This is a genomic window from Mycobacterium terramassiliense, from assembly GCF_900157385.1.
GTDB classification, from domain to species: domain Bacteria; phylum Actinomycetota; class Actinomycetes; order Mycobacteriales; family Mycobacteriaceae; genus Mycobacterium; species Mycobacterium terramassiliense.
This window is the reverse complement of record NZ_LT717701.1, coordinates 1647342-1664478: the sequence shown is the minus strand read 5'-3', so window position 1 is coordinate 1664478 and position 17137 is coordinate 1647342. Positions and strand designations below refer to the sequence as shown.

At 67.0% G+C, this 17137-nt stretch carries 17 protein-coding genes and 1 tRNA gene; 11 read left to right on the top strand and 7 right to left on the bottom strand.

Features of this window, described 5'->3' with window-relative positions; translation table 11 throughout:
• The first annotated feature begins 25 nt into the window (after positions 1–25).
• The 3 genes from MTAB308_RS22650 (at position 26) to MTAB308_RS22640 (ending at position 2600) form a co-directional block, all read left to right on the top strand.
• Complete coding sequence (locus MTAB308_RS22650) at positions 26–631, top strand: TetR/AcrR family transcriptional regulator (protein WP_173842219.1); 606 nt, start codon at positions 26–28, stop codon at positions 629–631.
• 26 nt (positions 632–657) lie between these two features.
• A complete protein-coding gene (locus tag MTAB308_RS22645; RefSeq protein WP_077104677.1) occupies positions 658–1686 on the top strand; it encodes a TIGR03617 family F420-dependent LLM class oxidoreductase in 1029 nt (342 codons plus the stop codon).
• Between the two features lie 143 nt (positions 1687–1829).
• Positions 1830–2600, top strand: a complete 771-nt coding sequence (locus tag MTAB308_RS22640; RefSeq protein ID WP_157900999.1) for an SDR family NAD(P)-dependent oxidoreductase — start codon at positions 1830–1832, stop codon at positions 2598–2600.
• Between the two features lie 3 nt (positions 2601–2603).
• Here the strand turns inward: MTAB308_RS22640 and MTAB308_RS22635 are convergent, their stop codons facing one another.
• Positions 2604–3197, bottom strand: coding sequence for a TetR/AcrR family transcriptional regulator (locus MTAB308_RS22635; protein WP_142308819.1), 594 nt, complete (start codon positions 3195–3197; stop codon positions 2604–2606).
• A gap of 143 nt (positions 3198–3340) precedes the next feature.
• Between MTAB308_RS22635 and MTAB308_RS22630 the strand changes: the two genes are divergently transcribed.
• The 8 genes from MTAB308_RS22630 to pth all read left to right on the top strand — a co-directional run bounded on the left by MTAB308_RS22630 (position 3341) and on the right by pth (position 9503).
• Positions 3341–3412 (top strand) — tRNA-Gln (locus MTAB308_RS22630).
• 95 nt (positions 3413–3507) lie between these two features.
• Positions 3508–4983 (top strand): bifunctional UDP-N-acetylglucosamine diphosphorylase/glucosamine-1-phosphate N-acetyltransferase GlmU, encoded by a 1476-nt coding sequence (glmU, locus tag MTAB308_RS22625; RefSeq protein WP_077102343.1) that lies wholly within the window; start codon positions 3508–3510, stop codon positions 4981–4983.
• 87 nt (positions 4984–5070) lie between these two features.
• A complete protein-coding gene (locus MTAB308_RS22620) occupies positions 5071–6051 on the top strand; it encodes a ribose-phosphate diphosphokinase (protein ID WP_066915287.1) in 981 nt (326 codons plus the stop codon).
• Positions 6052–6396 (top strand): arsenate reductase (glutaredoxin), encoded by a 345-nt coding sequence (gene arsC, locus MTAB308_RS22615; protein ID WP_077102341.1) that lies wholly within the window; start codon positions 6052–6054, stop codon positions 6394–6396.
• A gap of 41 nt (positions 6397–6437) precedes the next feature.
• Positions 6438–7049 (top strand): LpqN/LpqT family lipoprotein, encoded by a 612-nt coding sequence (locus MTAB308_RS22610; RefSeq protein WP_077104675.1) that lies wholly within the window; start codon positions 6438–6440, stop codon positions 7047–7049.
• A 95-nt stretch (positions 7050–7144) separates the two neighbouring features.
• A complete protein-coding gene (locus tag MTAB308_RS22605) occupies positions 7145–8014 on the top strand; it encodes an oxidoreductase (RefSeq protein ID WP_077102339.1) in 870 nt (289 codons plus the stop codon).
• Positions 8015–8252: 238 nt separating this feature from the next.
• Positions 8253–8915 (top strand): 50S ribosomal protein L25/general stress protein Ctc, encoded by a 663-nt coding sequence (locus MTAB308_RS22600; RefSeq protein WP_077104673.1) that lies wholly within the window; start codon positions 8253–8255, stop codon positions 8913–8915.
• Positions 8916–8927: 12 nt separating this feature from the next.
• Positions 8928–9503 carry an aminoacyl-tRNA hydrolase gene (gene pth, locus MTAB308_RS22595; RefSeq protein ID WP_077102337.1) on the top strand — a complete coding sequence of 192 codons (576 nt, stop codon included), beginning with the start codon at positions 8928–8930 and terminating at the stop codon, positions 9501–9503.
• Positions 9504–9521: 18 nt separating this feature from the next.
• On the opposite strand, the gene MTAB308_RS22590 is transcribed toward pth, so the two are convergent.
• Genes MTAB308_RS22590 through MTAB308_RS22565 form a run of 6 tightly spaced genes read right to left on the bottom strand, consistent with a single transcriptional unit; the run spans position 9522 to position 16979 of the window.
• Positions 9522–11039 (bottom strand): MCE family protein, encoded by a 1518-nt coding sequence (locus MTAB308_RS22590; protein WP_077102335.1) that lies wholly within the window; start codon positions 11037–11039, stop codon positions 9522–9524.
• Positions 11039–12265 carry an MCE family protein gene (locus tag MTAB308_RS22585; protein WP_077104671.1) on the bottom strand — a complete coding sequence of 409 codons (1227 nt, stop codon included), beginning with the start codon at positions 12263–12265 and terminating at the stop codon, positions 11039–11041. Before MTAB308_RS22585 ends, MTAB308_RS22590 begins: the two co-directional genes overlap by 1 nt.
• A 5-nt stretch (positions 12266–12270) precedes the next feature.
• Complete coding sequence (locus MTAB308_RS22580) at positions 12271–13668, bottom strand: MCE family protein (protein WP_077102333.1); 1398 nt, start codon at positions 13666–13668, stop codon at positions 12271–12273.
• Entirely contained in the window at positions 13668–14750 is a 1083-nt protein-coding gene (locus tag MTAB308_RS22575; RefSeq protein WP_077102331.1) for an MCE family protein, read from the bottom strand. Before MTAB308_RS22575 ends, MTAB308_RS22580 begins: the two co-directional genes overlap by 1 nt.
• Positions 14743–15777, bottom strand: coding sequence for an MCE family protein (locus tag MTAB308_RS22570; protein ID WP_077102329.1), 1035 nt, complete (start codon positions 15775–15777; stop codon positions 14743–14745). The genes MTAB308_RS22575 and MTAB308_RS22570 overlap by 8 nt, the downstream gene beginning before the upstream one ends.
• A complete protein-coding gene (locus tag MTAB308_RS22565) occupies positions 15774–16979 on the bottom strand; it encodes an MCE family protein (RefSeq protein ID WP_077102327.1) in 1206 nt (401 codons plus the stop codon). The genes MTAB308_RS22570 and MTAB308_RS22565 overlap by 4 nt, the downstream gene beginning before the upstream one ends.
• Between the last annotated feature and the right edge of the window lie 158 nt (positions 16980–17137).

Sequence of the window (17137 nt, the reverse complement as noted above, 5' to 3'; positions counted from 1 at the left end):
CGCAAAACATTACGATCTGAACGTAATGAAATCAACACCTTTCGAACGCCGGCGTCGCGACACCAGGTCCCAGGGGCGGCCCCGCGACGCGCGCATCGACGACGCGGTGCTCCAAGCCACCAACGAACTGCTCGAAGAGATCGGCTATGCGCGGCTGAGCATCCCGTTGGTGGCGGCCCGGGCCGGCGCCACGCCGCCGGCGGTGTACCGGCGTTTTCCCACCAAGATCGAACTCGTCTTCGCGGCGGTGTTTCCCCCGACGCCACAAGAGGAGTTGCCGCTGACCGGTGACCTGCGCACGGTCGTGCGCAGCCTGCTCGAGGGATCGATCCAACTGTTCAGCCGGCCGGCGGTGCACAGCGCGGTGTCGGGCCTGACGGCCGAACTGCCGTCGGAGCCCGGGCTGTCGGCGCGGCTGCTGGATCGGCTGCAGGGTGGCACCTACGAGCGCCTGCAGCGCTACCTCGACGACGCCGCCGCGAACGGGTCGGCGGCCGATGGCATCGACGCGCGCCTGCTGATGGACATGATCGGCGGGACGGTGATGATGTCGATGGCCACCGAACGCACCCTCGACGACGCCTGGCTTGGGCACAACACCACGCTGATCGTCCGGGGACTGACCCGGTGACCGGCGGCGGGAAGGCCGAGCGGCCGATGGAAGTCGTCGCCTCCGCGCCGGCCCGGCTCGGCTTGGCCGAGATCGGTCCGTGGGCGGCGCGCATGGAGCGCATCGGCTTCGAGGTCATCCATGTGTCCGAGACCATCCACGACGCGTTCACGGTCGCGGCGCTGGCGCTGACCCACACCACGCGGCTGACCGTGCGGACCAGCGTGGCGCTCGCGTTTCCGCGCAGCCCGATGATCACCGCGTACGCGGCCTGGGATCTCGCCAGGTACTCTGACGGGCGCTTCCAGCTCGGCCTGGCCACCCAGGTGCGCGGGAACATCGTCGGACGATTTTCGGTCCCGTGGTCGCAGCCGGCGCTGCGCATGCGGGACTACATCGAAGCAGTACTCGCCATATTCCACTCTTTCCAGACCGGCGAGCCCCTTGACTACAGCGGACGGTTCTACCGATTCGACCGCCTGCAGCCGTACTTCAACCCCGGTCCGAATCCCTGTGCGCCCCCGCAGATCTGGACCGGTGGGGTGAACAAGAAGATGTGCGTTCTGGCCGGCGAAATCTCCGACGGCTTCGTCTGCCATCCCACCAATTCGCACCCGTCGATCCTTAAGGCACAGACCCTGCCGGCCCTGGCCGAGGGCGCCAAAAACGGTCGGCGCACCGGGATTCCGGTCGCCGTGGTAGCCAACCCGCAACCGTTGATGGCCACCACCGACGCCGAGCTGGTGCGGTTGCGGGAACACCGGCGATCCGAACTTGCCTTCCTCTACAGCACCCCCGCCTACCGCCGGCAGCTCGAGTTCTTCGGCTTCGAGGACATCGGCGAGGCCCTGACCGGCATGGCCCGCCGGAACGAATGGTCCGACCTGCACCAGCACCTCACCGACGAGGTGCTGGACGTGATCGTGCCGCAGGGCACCTACGACGAAATCCCCGCGGTGCTCGCACGCTGGTACTCCGCGGTATGCACCGGCTTGAGCCTGCCGGTCACCGACGTGCCGGACGACGTGCTGGCGATGCTCATCGATCGCCTCAAAGCCATCCCCACGCTGAGGTAACAAACACCAGGAAGGTAGCGATGAATGCAGCACAATCGGCTCTGGCGTTGAAGTCAATCGTCGCCAAGCAGTGGCAAGCGCACAGCCCGCTCGTCCGGCGCCCCCCGAAGAACTTCGCCGCGCAGTACGGACCCTGGGCGCTCGTGGCCGGCGCCAGCGAGGGCATCGGCGGTGCCTGGGCGGATTATGCTGCTTCCCAAGGCTTGTCGGTTGCGATCGTCGCGCGCGACCCCGAAAAGCTGGAGAAGAAACGTCAGGAGCTGGTGTCAAAGTTCGGCGTGGAGGTGCTTGCCGTCTCCCAGGAACTGGGGGCGACGGATGCCGTGGAAAACATCGTCGCGGCCGTCGGCGACCGCGAAATCGGGCTGCTGGTGTCCAACGCCGCGCTGGCCACGGTCGGGGGATTCTGGGCCGATAACCTCGAATTCGAGCGGCGGCGGATAAACATCAACTGCGCCAGCCCTTTTGGGTTGACCTACCACTACGGGGCGCTGATGAAGGCGCGCCGCCGTGGCGGCATCGTCCTGATGAGTAGCGGCACGGGGCTGATCGGCAGCCCGTACTACACGCACTACGGCGCGACGAGGGCATACAACATCATTCTCGCCGAAGGGCTCTGGTACGAATTGAAACCCGACAACGTACACGTGTTGGCGTGCATGGCCGGGCTCACGAGTTCGCCGGGGGCCGCCGACGCGCTCGAGGTCGCGCGGGCCAGGGGCAGCCTCATCAACACGCCCGAGGAAAACGTGGAAGAGGCGGTCCTTTATCTCGGCAAACGCCCCAGCATGCAAGTGGGGGCGCCGAACCGGCGCATGATGTTCGTCGTCACCCGCCTGCTTCCGCGACCCCTGGGCATCCGGGAAATCGGCAAACACGCCCTGAACAACTTCCTGGACGGGGTGCGGCCGTAGGCCTTACTCGTCCTGCAGGCGGGGATCTGCCTCCAGGTGGGTCAGGCCGTTCCACATCAGGTTGACCAGATGGGCGGCGACCACTTCCTTCTTGGGCTCGCGGGTGTCGAGCCACCATTGCGCCGTCATCGACACCGAGCCCACCAGCGCCTGCGCGTACAGGGGGGCCAGGTCGGGATCCAGGCCCCGGCGGGCGAAGTCGCCGGCCAGGATGGAGCTGACCTGGCTGACGGCGTCGTTGAGCAGGCTGGAGTAGGTGCCCGAGCTGATCGCGGCCGGCGAGTCGCGGATCATGATCCGGAACCCGTCGGTGCGTTCTTCGACGTAGGTGAGCAGCGCCAGCGCGACGCGCTCGACCCGCACCCGGGACCGGTTGTTGGTCAGCGACGAGGTGATCATGTCCAGCAGCGCCGACATTTCGCGGTCGACGACGACGGCGTACAAGCCCTCCTTGCCGCCGAAATGTTCGTAGACGACGGGCTTGGAGACGTTGGCCCGCAGCGCGATCTCCTCGATCGAGGTGCCCTCGTAACCGCGTTCGGCGAACAGCGAGCGTGCGATGCCGATGAGCTGCTGGCGGCGCTCGCTACCGGTCATGCGGGCGCGTGGCGCCCGCGCTTCCTTGTCCGGCTCCTTCTGCGTTTGGGGGTCCAGAACGGCCACGTCAATCAGCGTATCGGTTCGGCGCGGCGCGGCCGTGCCGTCTAGAGTCTTGGTGGCGCGGGGCCATGGGCCTGCAGTCCGTCGTGGTGTAATCGGCAGCACATCAGATTTTGGTTCTGAGAGTTCAGGTTCGAGTCCTGGCGACGGAGCTGGCGTGGCCCTTTGCGGCGAGCGTGCATGAAATGACACGCTTGACGGCGTGTCGGCGTACAAACACGCACGCTCGCGCGAAGAAGGGAGATCCGTGTCGTTTCGTGGTGACACCGCGGTCCTGGTTCTCGCGGCCGGGCCCGGCACCCGGATGCGCTCTGACACCCCGAAGGTCCTGCACACGATCGCCGGCCGCAGCATGCTGGCGCACGCCCTGCACGCCGTCGCCAAGGTGGCGCCCCAGCATCTGGTGGTGGTCCTCGGCCACGATCACGAACGCGTCGAGCCGCTGGTCGCCGAGCTGGGCGAGGACCTCGGACGCACGATCGACGTGGCGCTGCAGGACCGCCCGCTGGGCACCGGCCACGCGGTCCTGTGCGGCCTGTCGGCCCTGCCCGACGACTACGCCGGCATCGTCGTCGTCACCTCGGGCGACACGCCGCTGCTCGATTCCGACACCCTGGCCGGCCTGGTGGCCACCCACAGCGCCCAGGCGGCCGCGGTCACGGTGCTCACCACCACGCTGAGCGATCCGGTCGGCTACGGCCGCATCCTGCGCACCCAGGACAACGAGGTGATGGGGATCGTCGAGCACAGCGACGCGACGCCCTCGCAACGCGAGATTCGCGAGGTCAACGCGGGTGTCTACGCCTTCGACATCGTGGCGTTGCGGTCGGCGTTGAGCCGGCTGAGCGCCAACAACGCCCAGCAGGAGCTCTACCTGACCGACGCCATCGCCATCCTGCGCGGTGACGGCCGGACTGTGCACGCTCAGCACGTCGCCGACAGCGCGCTGGTGGCCGGCGTCAACAACCGCGTCCAGCTGGCCGAACTGGGCGCCGAACTCAACCGCCGGATCGTCGCCGCCCACCAGATGGCCGGCGTCACCATCATCGATCCGGCCAGCACCTGGATCGATGTCGACGTGACGATCGGCCGCGACACCGTGATCCACCCCGGCACCCAGCTGCACGGCCGCACCCGGGTCGGGGGTCGCTGCGTCGTCGGGCCCGCCACCACCCTGACCGACGTCGTCGTCGGTGACGGCGCCTCGGTCGTCCGCACCCACGGCACGTCCTCGTCGATCGGGGACGGCGCCACGGTCGGCCCGTATACGTATCTGCGGCCGGGAACCGCGCTGGGATCCGACGGCAAGCTCGGCGCGTTCGTCGAGACCAAAAACTCCAACATCGGGACCGGCACCAAGGTCCCGCACCTGACGTACGTCGGCGACGCCGACATCGGCGAGCACAGCAACATCGGCGCGAGCAGCGTGTTCGTCAACTATGACGGCGAGTCCAAGCGGCGCACCACGGTCGGCTCGCACGTCCGCACCGGCTCGGACACCATGTTCGTCGCGCCGGTCACCGTCGGCGACGGGGCCTACACGGGCGCCGGCACGGTGGTGCGCGACGACGTCCCGCCGGGCGCGCTGGCGGTGTCGGCGGGGCCGCAGCGCAACATCGAGGGCTGGGTGCAGCGCAAGCGGCCGGGCAGCGCGGCGGCGAAAGCGGCCGAAGAGGCGATAGAAAAAACCAAAGACAAACCAGAGCCCGAACAGACACCGTGAATTTGGTCCCTGGTAACCCGGCCGCATTTCCGTACGATTCGCTACGTACGATGAGGCTTCCATTTCGACCCAAACGAGGGCAGTGCGTTGAGCCACGACTGGACCGATAACCGAAAAAACCTGATGCTGTTCTCGGGCCGCGCGCACCCGGAACTGGCCGAACAGGTCGCCAAGGAGCTCGACGTCCACGTCACCGCGCAAACGGCGCGGGAATTCGCCAATGGCGAGATTTTCGTTCGCTTCCACGAGTCGGTGCGTGGTTGCGACGCGTTCGTCCTGCAATCGAACCCGGCGCCGGTGAACAACTGGCTGATGGAACAGTTGATCATGATCGACGCGCTCAAACGCGGCAGCGCGAAGCGAATCACCGCGGTCATGCCGTTCTACCCCTACGCCCGGCAGGACAAGAAGCACCGCGGGCGCGAGCCCATCTCGGCGCGGCTGGTCGCCGACCTGCTCAAGACCGCGGGCGCCGACCGGATCGTGACGGTCGATCTGCACACCGACCAGATCCAGGGCTTCTTCGACGGGCCCGTCGACCACATGCGGGCTCAGAACCTGCTGACCGGCTACATCAAGGACAACTACCCGGACGGCAACATGGTGGTGGTCTCCCCCGACTCGGGCCGGGTGCGCATCGCCGAGAAGTGGGCCGACGCGTTGGGCGGCGTGCCGCTGGCCTTCATTCACAAGACCCGCGACCCGCGGGTGCCCAACCAGGTGGTGTCCAACCGCGTGGTCGGCGAGGTCGAAGGCCGGACTTGCGTGCTGATCGACGACATGATCGACACCGGCGGCACCATCGCCGGCGCGGTAAACCTGTTGCGTGACGACGGCGCCAGCGACGTGGTGATCGCGGCGACCCACGGGGTGCTGTCCGACCCGGCGGCCGAGCGCCTGGCCTCCTGCGGCGCCCGCGAGGTGATCGTCACGAACACGCTGCCCATCGACGAGCAGAAGCGCTTCCCGCAGCTCACCGTCTTGTCCATCGCGCCGCTGCTGGCCAGCACCATTCGTGCCGTCTTCGAAAACGGCTCCGTGACAGGGCTTTTCGACGGGGACGCCTAGATGGCCGATACCGTCATCTACCACAACCCGAAATGCGGCACCTCCCGAAAAACGCTGGATTTGTTGCGGGACAACGGTCTTGACCCCTCCATCATCGAGTACCTGAAGACCCCGCCGTCGCGGCCCGAGCTGGTTGGGATGATCCGCGACGCCGGCATCGACGTCCGCTCGGCCGTGCGCAAGCGCGAACCGATCTACGCCGAGTTGGGGCTCGCCGATGCCAGCGATGATGAGCTGCTCGACGCGATGGCCGAGCATCCCATCCTGATCGAACGGCCGTTTGTCGTCACACCGAAGGGCACCCGGCTGGCGCGGCCGATCGACGCGGTGCGCGAGATTCTGTGAGGTTGCGTTGGGGCGCCGCCGTCGTGGCGGTCGCGCTGAGCATGGCCATGGCGGCGTGCGACCAGCCGAAAGCCCCTGACTACCAGTCGGTCCTGACGAGGAGCTCGACGACCGGCGCCGCCCCCACGACGACGCAGAAGCCCGTCCCCCTGTCCCAGTATCTGCAGAACATCGGCGTCAACGGGCAACAGGTCGCGCCGGGATCGCTGCCGGATCTGACGGTGTCGATACCGACACCGCCGGGCTGGTCGCCGTTTACCAGTCCGAACATCGCCAAGGAGACGGTGATCATCTCCAAGGGCGGCAAGTATCCGACGGCCAGGCTGGTGGTCTTCAAGTTGCTGGGGGATTTCGACCCGGCCCAGGTGATCAAGCACGGCAACGACGACGCCCAGCTGTTTGCCGATTTCAAGCAGCTGGACGCCTCGACGGCGGATTACGACGGCTTTCCGTCGTCGATGATCCAGGGCAGCTACGACCTCGACGGCACGCGGCTGCACAGCTGGAACCGGATCGTGCTGCCCACCGGGTCGCCGCCCGCGAACCAGCGGTACCTGGTTCAGTTGACCATCACCAGCCTGGCCGACCAGGCGGCCGCGCAGGCGCCCGACATCGAGGCGATCATCCACGGATTCGTCGTGGCCGCTAAGTGATTCCTGTCGCCGAAAGTGCAACTGGCTACGCATTTCTCGAGTGGCGCCGTCGGTAGTTGCACTCTCGCGGCAGGCTTTCACTAAGCTCTTCAGCCATGGCCAACTGGACCGCCGCAGACCTGCCGTCGTTCGCGGGGCGCACCGTGATCATCACCGGCGCCAACAGCGGGCTGGGCGCGGTGACGGCGCGCGAGCTGGCCGGGCGGGGCGCCAAGATCATCATGGCCGTCCGGAACACGGGCAAGGGCGAGGCCGCCGCGCGGCAGATGACCGGGGACATAGCGGTGCGCCCACTCGACCTGCAGGACCTGGCGTCGGTGCGCCAGTTCGCCGAGGGGGCGGACGGGGCCGACGTGCTGATCAACAACGCCGGCATCATGGCCGCGCCCTACGCGCTCACCGCCGACGGCTTCGAGAGCCAGATCGGTACCAACCATCTGGGTCATTTCGCGCTCACCAATCTTTTGTTGCCCAAGCTCACCGACCGCGTGGTCACGGTGTCGTCGATGGCGCACTGGCCGGGCCGCATCGACTTCGACGACCTGAACTGGAAGAACCGGCGCTACTCCCCCTGGCTGGCCTACAGCCAATCGAAGCTCGCCAACCTGCTGTTCACCAGCGAGCTGCAGCGCCGGCTCGAATCGGTCGGCTCGCCGCTGCGGGCGCTGGCCGTCCACCCCGGCTACTCGCACACCAATTTGCAGGGCGCCTCCGGCCGCAAGCTGGGCGACGCGCTGATGTCGGCCGCCACGCGGGTGGTGGCCACCGACGCCGATTTCGGCGCCCGGCAGACCCTCTACGCGGCGTCGCAGGACCTGCCGGGCGACACGTTCGTCGGTCCGCGCTTCGGCTACCTCGGCCGCACGCAACCGGTCGGGCGCAGCCGCCGGGCGAAGGACGAGGCCACGGCCGCCGCGCTGTGGGAGCTGTCTGAGCAGCTCACGGGCACCGAATTTCCGCTGTAGCCGCGTGTGCGCAGCGGGCTTCGACTGTGCGCCCTGGGCGGAAATCGCGTCGAATATGCGCCCTGGCCGCACACCGAAAGCCCTGAGCGCACACTCGTTCAATTTCCGCTCTGAGGTGCACATGCGCTAACCTGGCCGGGCGTCACGGCGAGGGTGCTTGCACACCGTTATCGACGGAGACCGACTTGATTGTCGCGACCTGGCCGTGCCCGAACGAGTGAGCAACAGGAGCGACACGATGGCCAAGTCAGCAGTCAACCAACTCGCAGCGACGGTGCGTACCAAGACCGGCAAGGGCGCGTCCCGCCGGGCCCGCCGCGACGGCATGATTCCCGCAGTCCTCTACGGTCACGGCGCCGAGCCCCAGCACCTGGAACTGCCCGGCCACGACTACGCAGCGGTGCTGCGGCACTCGGGCACCAACGCGGTGCTGACCCTCGACATCGCCGGCAAGGAGCAGCTGGCGCTGACCAAGGCGCTCGACATCCACCCGATCCGCCGCACCATTCAGCACGCCGACCTGGTGGTCGTGCGCCGCGGCGAAAAGGTGCACGTGGAGGTCAACGTCGTCGTCGAGGGCGAGGCCGGCCCGGACACACTGGTCACCCAGGAGACCAACACGATCGAGATCGAGGCCGAGGCCATGTCGATTCCCGAGCAGCTGACCGTGTCCGTCCAGGACGCCCCTCCGGGCACCCAGTTCTCCGCCGGGCAGATCACGCTGCCGACGGGCGTCAGCCTGGTTTCCGACCCCGACCTGCTGGTCGTCAACGTGGTGAATGCGCCGACCGCCGCGGACCTCGCGGAAGAGGGCGCCGGCGAGGCCCCCGAGGGCGAAGCCGCGGCTCCCGAGGCCGAAGAGGGCGGCGAAGCCGAGGCCTCCGGCGAAGAGTCCGAGTAGGCGGTTCACGACGTGGCCGAACCGCTTCTGGTGGTCGGCCTGGGCAATCCCGGAGACAATTACGCACGCACCCGGCACAACCTCGGGTTCATGGTGGCCGACCTGCTCGCGGCGCGGTTGGGCGCAAAGTTCAAGGCGCACAAGCGATCCGGTGCCGAAGTCGTAAGCGGTCGGCTGGCCGGGCGCTCGGTGTTGTTGGCCAAGCCGCGCTGTTTCATGAACGAATCCGGCCGCCAGGTCGGGCCGCTCGCGAAGTTCTACTCGGTCGCCCCGGCCGACATCATCGTCATCCACGACGACCTCGACCTGGAGTTCGGCAGTATCCGGCTCAAGATCGGCGGCGGCGAGGGCGGCCACAACGGGCTGCGCTCGGTGGCGGCGGCGCTGGGCACCAAGGAGTTTCAGCGCGTGCGCATCGGCATCGGCCGTCCGCCCGGACGCAAAGACCCGGCCGCGTTCGTGCTGGAGAACTTCACCGCCACTGAGCGTGGCGAGGTCCCGACGATCTGCGAGCAGGCCGCCGACGCCACCGAGTTGCTCATCGAGTTGGGGCTGGAGCCGGCGCAGAACCGCGTCCACGCCTGGTAGGCGGATCACCCCGAGCGCCTACCTGGGCAGCATGTCCTGCCACGACTTCGGCGCCGCGGCGGCAACCAGGTTGGATTGCTGAAACAATCGGCCCCCGGCCGCCATGTACTTGCCGGTCCGGGGGTCGTATCTGGCCACGGCGACAGAGGGATTGGCCGCCGGGCCGTCGGTCGTCAACGAACTCGGCGCGGCATCGGGCGGCGTTCCCGACGGCGCAGCGCCCGGGGGCAATGCGGTCCCGCCCACCGGGCCGTACGTGTGATCGCCGAACGTGGCCCGGTCATCGGGCGGGATGCCCTGCGCGATCAGGTTCGGATCCAGCGGATAGGGACCGAGCGCATGTTGGCGCATGGCCAGCGGTTCGTAGGGCTTGTCGCTGTCGCAGATCTGCACCGTCGGTGCACGTTTACCGGGTTTGTCCATGCAGGGATAGTTGCGGGCACCGCGGACCGCGATCGGGGAGTCCTGGGGAAGTTTGCAGTACAACCCGTCCGGTGTGTCGATCGTGGTGGTGTCGGCGGGGGAACGCCACGACGAGGGCGGCAAAAACCCAACCGTGCACGGCGGCGGGTCGCCGATGCTGATCGCAAACTCGCCCATCGCCATCCCGGTCGGGTTGTTCTTCGACAAACCCGACGCCTGCAGCGACGCGATCACCGGCGGCAGCAACACCAACAATTGCCGGACCGACGGGTTGTAGGTCACCAGGATTTGGCCCACCGTGGTGAGGTTCGCCAATAAGACTGGCAGCGTGGGCTTTATCTGGTCGAGCAGGCGAGAGACCTCATTGACGGCGCCCGGTCCGGTTTTCATCAGCGTGCGCAACTGGCCGTCGTCGGTCGCCAGCGTGTGGGTCACGTCCGCCAGGCTGTGCGCCCAGGTTCGGATGGCGCCCGTCGTTTCGGCTTGTGAATCCAGCAGCGGCACAGCGTCATCGATGAGCGTCCGGGTCTGATCGGAGACGGGCGACACGTCCCGGGTGAATTGAGCCGAGGAGTCAAGCAGCGAGCCCAGATCGTAGCCCGCCCCGTTGAGCCCCTTGAAGGACTCGTCGAGCAAAGCGCTCATTTTCCCTTTGGGGATGCTGTTGATCAGCGCACTGACCCTGTCCAGCATCGGCCCCACCGGCTGGGGAATCGTGGTGCGATCGACGGGGATGACCGATCCATCGCGCAGGTAGGGGCCGGCATTGTTTTTCGGCCGCAGGTCCACATACTGCTCGCCCACCGCCGACACGCTGCGCACCTCGGCGTGCAGGTCGGCGGGAATCCGCACCGACGCGTCGAGCGACAGCGTCGCCTGCACCCCGTCGGGTTTCAAGTCGACCGCGGTCACCTTGCCCACCTGCACGCCACGGTAGGTCACGTTGGCGAACCGGTATATCCCTCCGCCGGAGGGCAATTCGAGGCGCACGGTGATGTGGTCGATGCCCAGCAAGGTCGGCGCCTGGATGTAGACCACGGCCATGGCAAGGACGCCGGCGACCGACACGATCGTGAAGATCGCCAGTTGGATCTTGACCAGCCGCGTCAGCATCAGCCGCCGGCCTGGTCTTGCGGCGGGAAATCGGTGGGCAGCGGGACGACGGGAGTCGCCGGCGTTGGACCGGCTTCCGTCCCGCCCGCGCTGGGCGCCACCGGCGCAGGAACGCCCTGCGGCCGGGGTGGCTTACCCGCGTCGAGCGGGTCGTAGGTGAAATTCAAATATTCCGGTTCTCCCGGTGCCGGAACCAGTTTCGCGCCGACCTGACCCCACCGGGTGCCGAGCAGCAACGTCCGCTTGACCCGGGGCAGGGTGAGGTCGGCGACCAGGAACATGTTCATGTAGTCACCCCGGACGCCCCGGTCGATCAGATTCTGGCCATACGGGAAGGTCGTCGCCCAGGCCAGCGCGGTATCCAGGTCGGGACCGATGTCGGCCAGCGCCTTGATCGTCGGTTCCAGGTCCTTCAGGTTGTGCACCAGGTCATCGCGGGTGTCGTTGACGAGCCGGTTCGCGGTGTCGCTGAAGAACCGCAACTTGTCCAACGCGGTGGTGATGCGCGGCCGCTCCCGGATCAGCACGTCCAACGCCGGCGGTATCTTGTGCAGCGCTCGAGTGATCACGTCGCGTTGTCCGGCTAACGTGTCGGTGAGGTGGTTCAGCTCCTGGATGAAGCCAATGAGGTTGTCGCGCTGCGTATCCAGCGTGCCCACGAAGTCATTGAGCCGGTTCAGCAAGTCGCGGATCTGGTCCTCGTGCCCGGCCATGGCGGCACCGAAATTGTGGATGATGTCGCCGATCTGCCCCAACCCCCCGGCGTTGACCACCACCGACAACGACGAGAGCGTCTGCTCGGTCGACGGGTAGGTCCCGGACCTGTTGAGCGGGATGGTGGCCCCCGGTTGCAGCCGGCCGTTCGCGGCCTCGCCCGGCGGCGGGTTCAGCTCGAGATGCATCGATCCCAGCAAGCTGGTCTGCCCGACGCGGGCCACCGCGTTGGCGGGCACGACGACGGAGGGTTTCACCGAGATGTCGACGTCGGCGTGCCAGTCGCGGAAGGTCAGGCGATCGATGCTGCCGACGACCACATCGTTGAGCAGCACCGGCGAATTCGCCTCGAGCGTACTTACATTCGCCAACTCGACGTGGTAAATGGCCGCACCCGGCCCCCGCCCCACCGTGCCGGGCAGCGGCAGCGAGTTCAGGCCCTGGAACGCGCATCCGGTCGCGGTCGACAGCACGGCGGCGCCGACGACGAGCGCCCGGCGCAGGTGGGGCAATCGGCTCACGGCTGGGCCCCTCCCACCGGTAGCAGCATGTCCTGCACGTTCGCGGGTTCGCGCGCCGGCAGGTCTTGTGTCGCGGTGCCGGTGGCCGTCGTTGGCGGCGGCTCGGGTTGCGCCGCCCCGGGTATGCGTCCCAGTGGTGGCGGCGGCGGGGCCGGCGGGGTGTCGCCCGGCAGCCCGGTGTAAGCGGACACCGCGGGCGGCAGCTCGGGTGGCGCGGCCCCCGGGCCCTCGCCGCCCGGTGCCAGGCGCGGCTCGGAATAGACGATGTTGTCGGGGTTGGCCGACTTCATCAGGACCATGCTCATCGGAAACGGCGGGTAGTTGAAGTTGATCGCTCGCAGTGCCGGGCCGAGATACTGGGCGCACAGCTTGCCGGTTTCGGTCGAGGTGGCGTTTTCCAGCGCTCCGATCTGTGCGCAGATGAACTGCACGGGATTCGAGAAGTTGTTGAGCACAATCGATCCGATGGTGTCACCGGTGTCGGGGTTGTAGGCGTTGTAGAAATTGGCGAACGCGTTTGGGGCCACATGCAGGAGGTTCTCCAGGTCCGTGCGATGGTCAACGAGGTTCTGCGTCACGTTGGCCAGCCGCTGAATCTGTTCGGAGACCTGGTCGCGGCTGCCCGCCACGAACCGTTGGACGTCGCCCACCACATTCGACAGATCGGTCAGCGCGGCGTCCAGCTCCGACCTGCCGTCGTCGAGCACGCTGGTGAGCGTGGCGAGCCGGTTTTCGAACTGGACCACCTGCTGGTTGCTGTCGCGCAGCGCCGTGACGAAGACCTGCAGATTGTTGATGATGTCGACGATGTTGCCGCTGCCGCTGGCCAGGATCCGGCCCACCCCGGACAGCTGCGCCAGGGTCTGGCGCAACTTCTCGCCGTTGCCGCTCAACGCGTTGGCGGCGCTGTCGATGAACCGCGCGACCGACGGCGTCGACACCCGACTGTTGGGTCCCAAATCCGTGGCCAGCCGCGTCAATTGGGCCTTCACCTCATCCCATTCGACGGGTACCGCGGTGCGTTCCACCGGCAGCACCGCCGCGTCGGGCATCGTCGGCCCGCCCCGGTAGGTCGGCGCCAGCTGGATATAGCGCGCGGCGACCAGGTTCTGGGCGACGATCACCGCCCTGGCGTCGGCGGGGATGCGCACGTCGCGGTCGACATGCAGCGTGACCTTGACCAGGTTGCCCTCCGGTCGGATCGCTGTGATCTCGCCGATCCTGACGCCGGCGACCCGCACCCGGTCGCCCGGGTAGATCGCGGTCGCGGCGGTGAAGTAGGCCGTGACCGTCTTGGGTCGCAAAAACGTTTGATAGGCGACGAAGCTCGCGCCACCGGCGCCCAGCGCGGCCAGTGCCAGGGCCGTGATCACGACCAGCCTGTTCCGCGCCATCAGTGCGGCCCCTGCGGAATCCCGTTGCGCGGGAACGGGAATTCCGCCCGCGGGCCGGTGTTGTCCGGTAGCTGGCCGGGGATGTCACCCCGGCGGAACCCGAACGCGTAATCGAGGAACGGCTGGATGAACTGGGGTGGCATCACGTTCGGGGTGAACGACTGGTAGTAGAACCCGCTGGACACCGCTTCGCCCTGGGTGACCTCGTATTTGGCCAGGCCCGGCAGGGCTTTGGCGATGTTGTCGCGGTTCTTCTCCAGGACGTCCGTCACCGCGTTCAGCTTCTGCAGCATCGGTGTCAGCGTTTTTTCGTTGTCGCGCACCAGACCGGACAGTTGCTTGGCGACGGCCGACACGTTCGCCAGCAGGTCCACGATCGCCTCGCGCCGCCGCGCCAGCACGTCGAGCAGGTCATTGGTGTTGAGGATCAACCTGTTCACCTGTTGGCTGCGTTCCGACAGGATGCCGGTGAGCGTGCTGGTGTCCTTGAGGACCTCGCCGAGCGTCTTGTTGCGGCCGTTGAGCGACTCTGACAGGCGGGTCAGGCCGTCGAACATCGGCCCCAATTGCGGTGCGACCCGGTCGATCGTGGCCGACAGCGTGTCCAACGACTGGTTCAGCGACGCGGTGTCGGTTCCCGCCAGATTGGTCGTGAGGTCGCTGACCGATTCCGTCAGCGTGTACGGCGATGAGGTGCGTGTGACCGGGATGACGTCGGACGGGCGCAGCATCCCGCTGCCCGTCGAATCGAGGGTGAGCACCCGCCGGCCCAGCAGCGAACCCGTCCTGATGTGTGCGGTGCTGTACGACCCGAGCCTGACCTTTGCCTTCACGGTGAACGTGACCAAGGCATTGCCGTCGCACAGCTCGATGTCCGAGACCGTGCCGACCTTGATGCCCGATGTCGTCACGTCGTTGCCGACCTCCAGCCCGCCCGCCTCGGCAAACAGCGCCTGGTAGCGGACATCGGTCGCCAGGGAAACAAGTTGCTGCGGCTGCAGACCCACTGCGATCACGAGGATCATCAGGACAATGCCGATGAAGCCGGCCCGGATCAGGTGGGCACCGCGGTACTTACGCATCGGGCTCCCCGCACCTCCCGCCGACCTGCCTGAGCCAGGGGAACACCGCGGTCCGGCCCTGCAGGTCGGAGACCCTGACGGTCATGCCGCAGATGTAGAACTGGATGAAGCTGCCGTATGCGCCGAGGCGGACGAGTTTGCGATAGTTGTCCGGGGCCTTCTGCAGCGCCACGTCGATTTGGTCCTTGCCCTGATCGAGCAGCGGCGCCAGGCGACCCAACTGCTGCACGGTACCGGCCAGCGGCGGCCGGGCTTTCCTGAGCAGGTCGGCGATCGACGCGGTCCCGCTGTCCAGCGAGTCGATCGCGGCGCCGATCGTGTCGCGGTCTTGGGCGAGGTCGGTGGTCAACCGCTCGAGCCGGTCGATCGCGCCGGAGAACTTGTCGCCGTCCTTGACGAGCGTGGCAAGCACCGCGTGCATGTTGTCGATGAGTTGCTGGACCGTCCGGTTGTTGTCGGCCATAGCGTTCGAGAACGACGACGTCTTGGAGAATACGGAGTCCAGGGTGTCGCCCTCGCCCTGGAAGACCCGCACCAGCGATGAGGTGAGCGCGTTGACGTCCTGGGGATTAAGGCCCTGCACAACGGGTTTCAGGCCGCCGAGGAGTAGATCGAGGTCGAGGGCGGGCGCGGTGCGGTCGAGTGGAATCTGTGCTCCCGCCGGCAGTGGCCTGGTGGACCCGGCCCCGTCGACGAGCTCGAGGTAGCGATCGCCGACCAGGTTGAGATAGCGAACCGCGGCCTTCGTGCCGGCGGTGAGGGCGACTCCGCGATCGGCGTCGAACGTCACCAAAACGGTCTTGTCCGTGCGTAGTTCGACGCCGTTGACGGTGCCGACCCGGATACCGGCCGCGCGCACGGAGTCGCCGACCTTGAGGCGCGAGACGTCGGAGAAGATCGCGGAGTAGTCGTTGGTCGCCCCGGTGCGGTACTGGCCGAAGATGAAGAAGAGAAACGCGGTCAGCGTGGTCATCACGACGGCGAAAACCCCGAACTTGATGACCGTCGCGCGCGCCCCGCCACTCATCCGGGTTGACCGATCTGAGCGGAGCTGCGCGGTGGCCCGTCGATCGGTCCGTAGAGCAATTGTTTGAGCCCGTCGGAATTGAGCAGGATGCCCTGGTTTCCGTACTGCCATGGGTTGGCGCCCACGTCGGTGACCAGGAACGGCGGAGCCGTTTCGTACGGCACGGCCGGCAGGTGTTGATCCTGGCAATGCGGACCACCCGTGGCGCCGACCTTCGGCAGGTGACCCGGGTACCGATAGCGTTCGAGCCCCAGTGTGAAGCTGACCGACACCACGACACCCGGGTCGGACGGGGGCGGGTTCTTCGCCATGGGCAGCGTCCCGGCGATCGCACAATTCAGCGCTTCGTGGTACTCGTTGGCGAGATCGGTTGTCGGCAAAAGCAGTTGGGCAACATCGGTCAAGGCCTGCCGGTTGCCCCCCACGACGTCGTTTCCGATGTCCGCCAGCCCGATCGTGCTGATTAACAGCGCATCGAGGTTGGCCTGTTGGTCCACGATCGTCTGGCCGATCTTCGTCGCATTGCCGGCGACCTCGACCAGGTCCTGTGCGCCATCGGCGTAGGCGCCGAACGCCTTTCGAGAGGTCGCGATGTCATGGCCCAGGTTCGCCAGAGCGGGATCCAGCTTGGCCAGGAACGAATCCAGATCCGAGAGCATCTGACCGATCCGGTGACCGCGGCCGTTGAGCGCCGAGGCGAGCGCGCCCAGCGTCTCATTGAGCTTTTCCGGCTCGACCTTCGCCAGCACCGAGGTGAGTTCCTGAAATACCGTGTTGATTTCCACCGTCACGCTTTTCGCGTCGAGCACCTGGCCCGCATGCAGCTTTTGCACCGAGGGATCGGCCGGGGGAATCAGCTGGACGAACTTGGCCCCGAACACAGTCGTCGAGGCGATGTCGACGAGCACATTGGCCGGAATCAGCCGCAACTTCGACGGATCGATCGCCAGGTGAAGCGCCGCTTGGCCGTTCGGCCGCTCCTCGATCGAGGAAACCGTACCGACCTGGACCTCGCGCAATTTCACCTTTGCGTCCGGATTCATCACCAGCCCGGCGCGGGGTGACATCACCGTCACGGGCACGCTGGCGGTGAAGTCCCCCCGAAACGAGCCTGCGGTGAGGGCGATGATCCCGGTGATCGCCGCGACGGTCACCAGGCCCATCAGCGGACGAACGGCACGCGCCGCCCCGCTACGTGCCATCGCTACCGCGCACCCGGGCGACCGCCTGCTGGTCAGCCATGCTCGAGCTCCTTTTCGACAATGCTCCCGGGCTCCCGCCACAGACCCCCGAGGTGACGCCAGAATATGTCAGTGCTGACTTAATTGGAAGACGTCAGTACTGACAAATTTGACCGGCC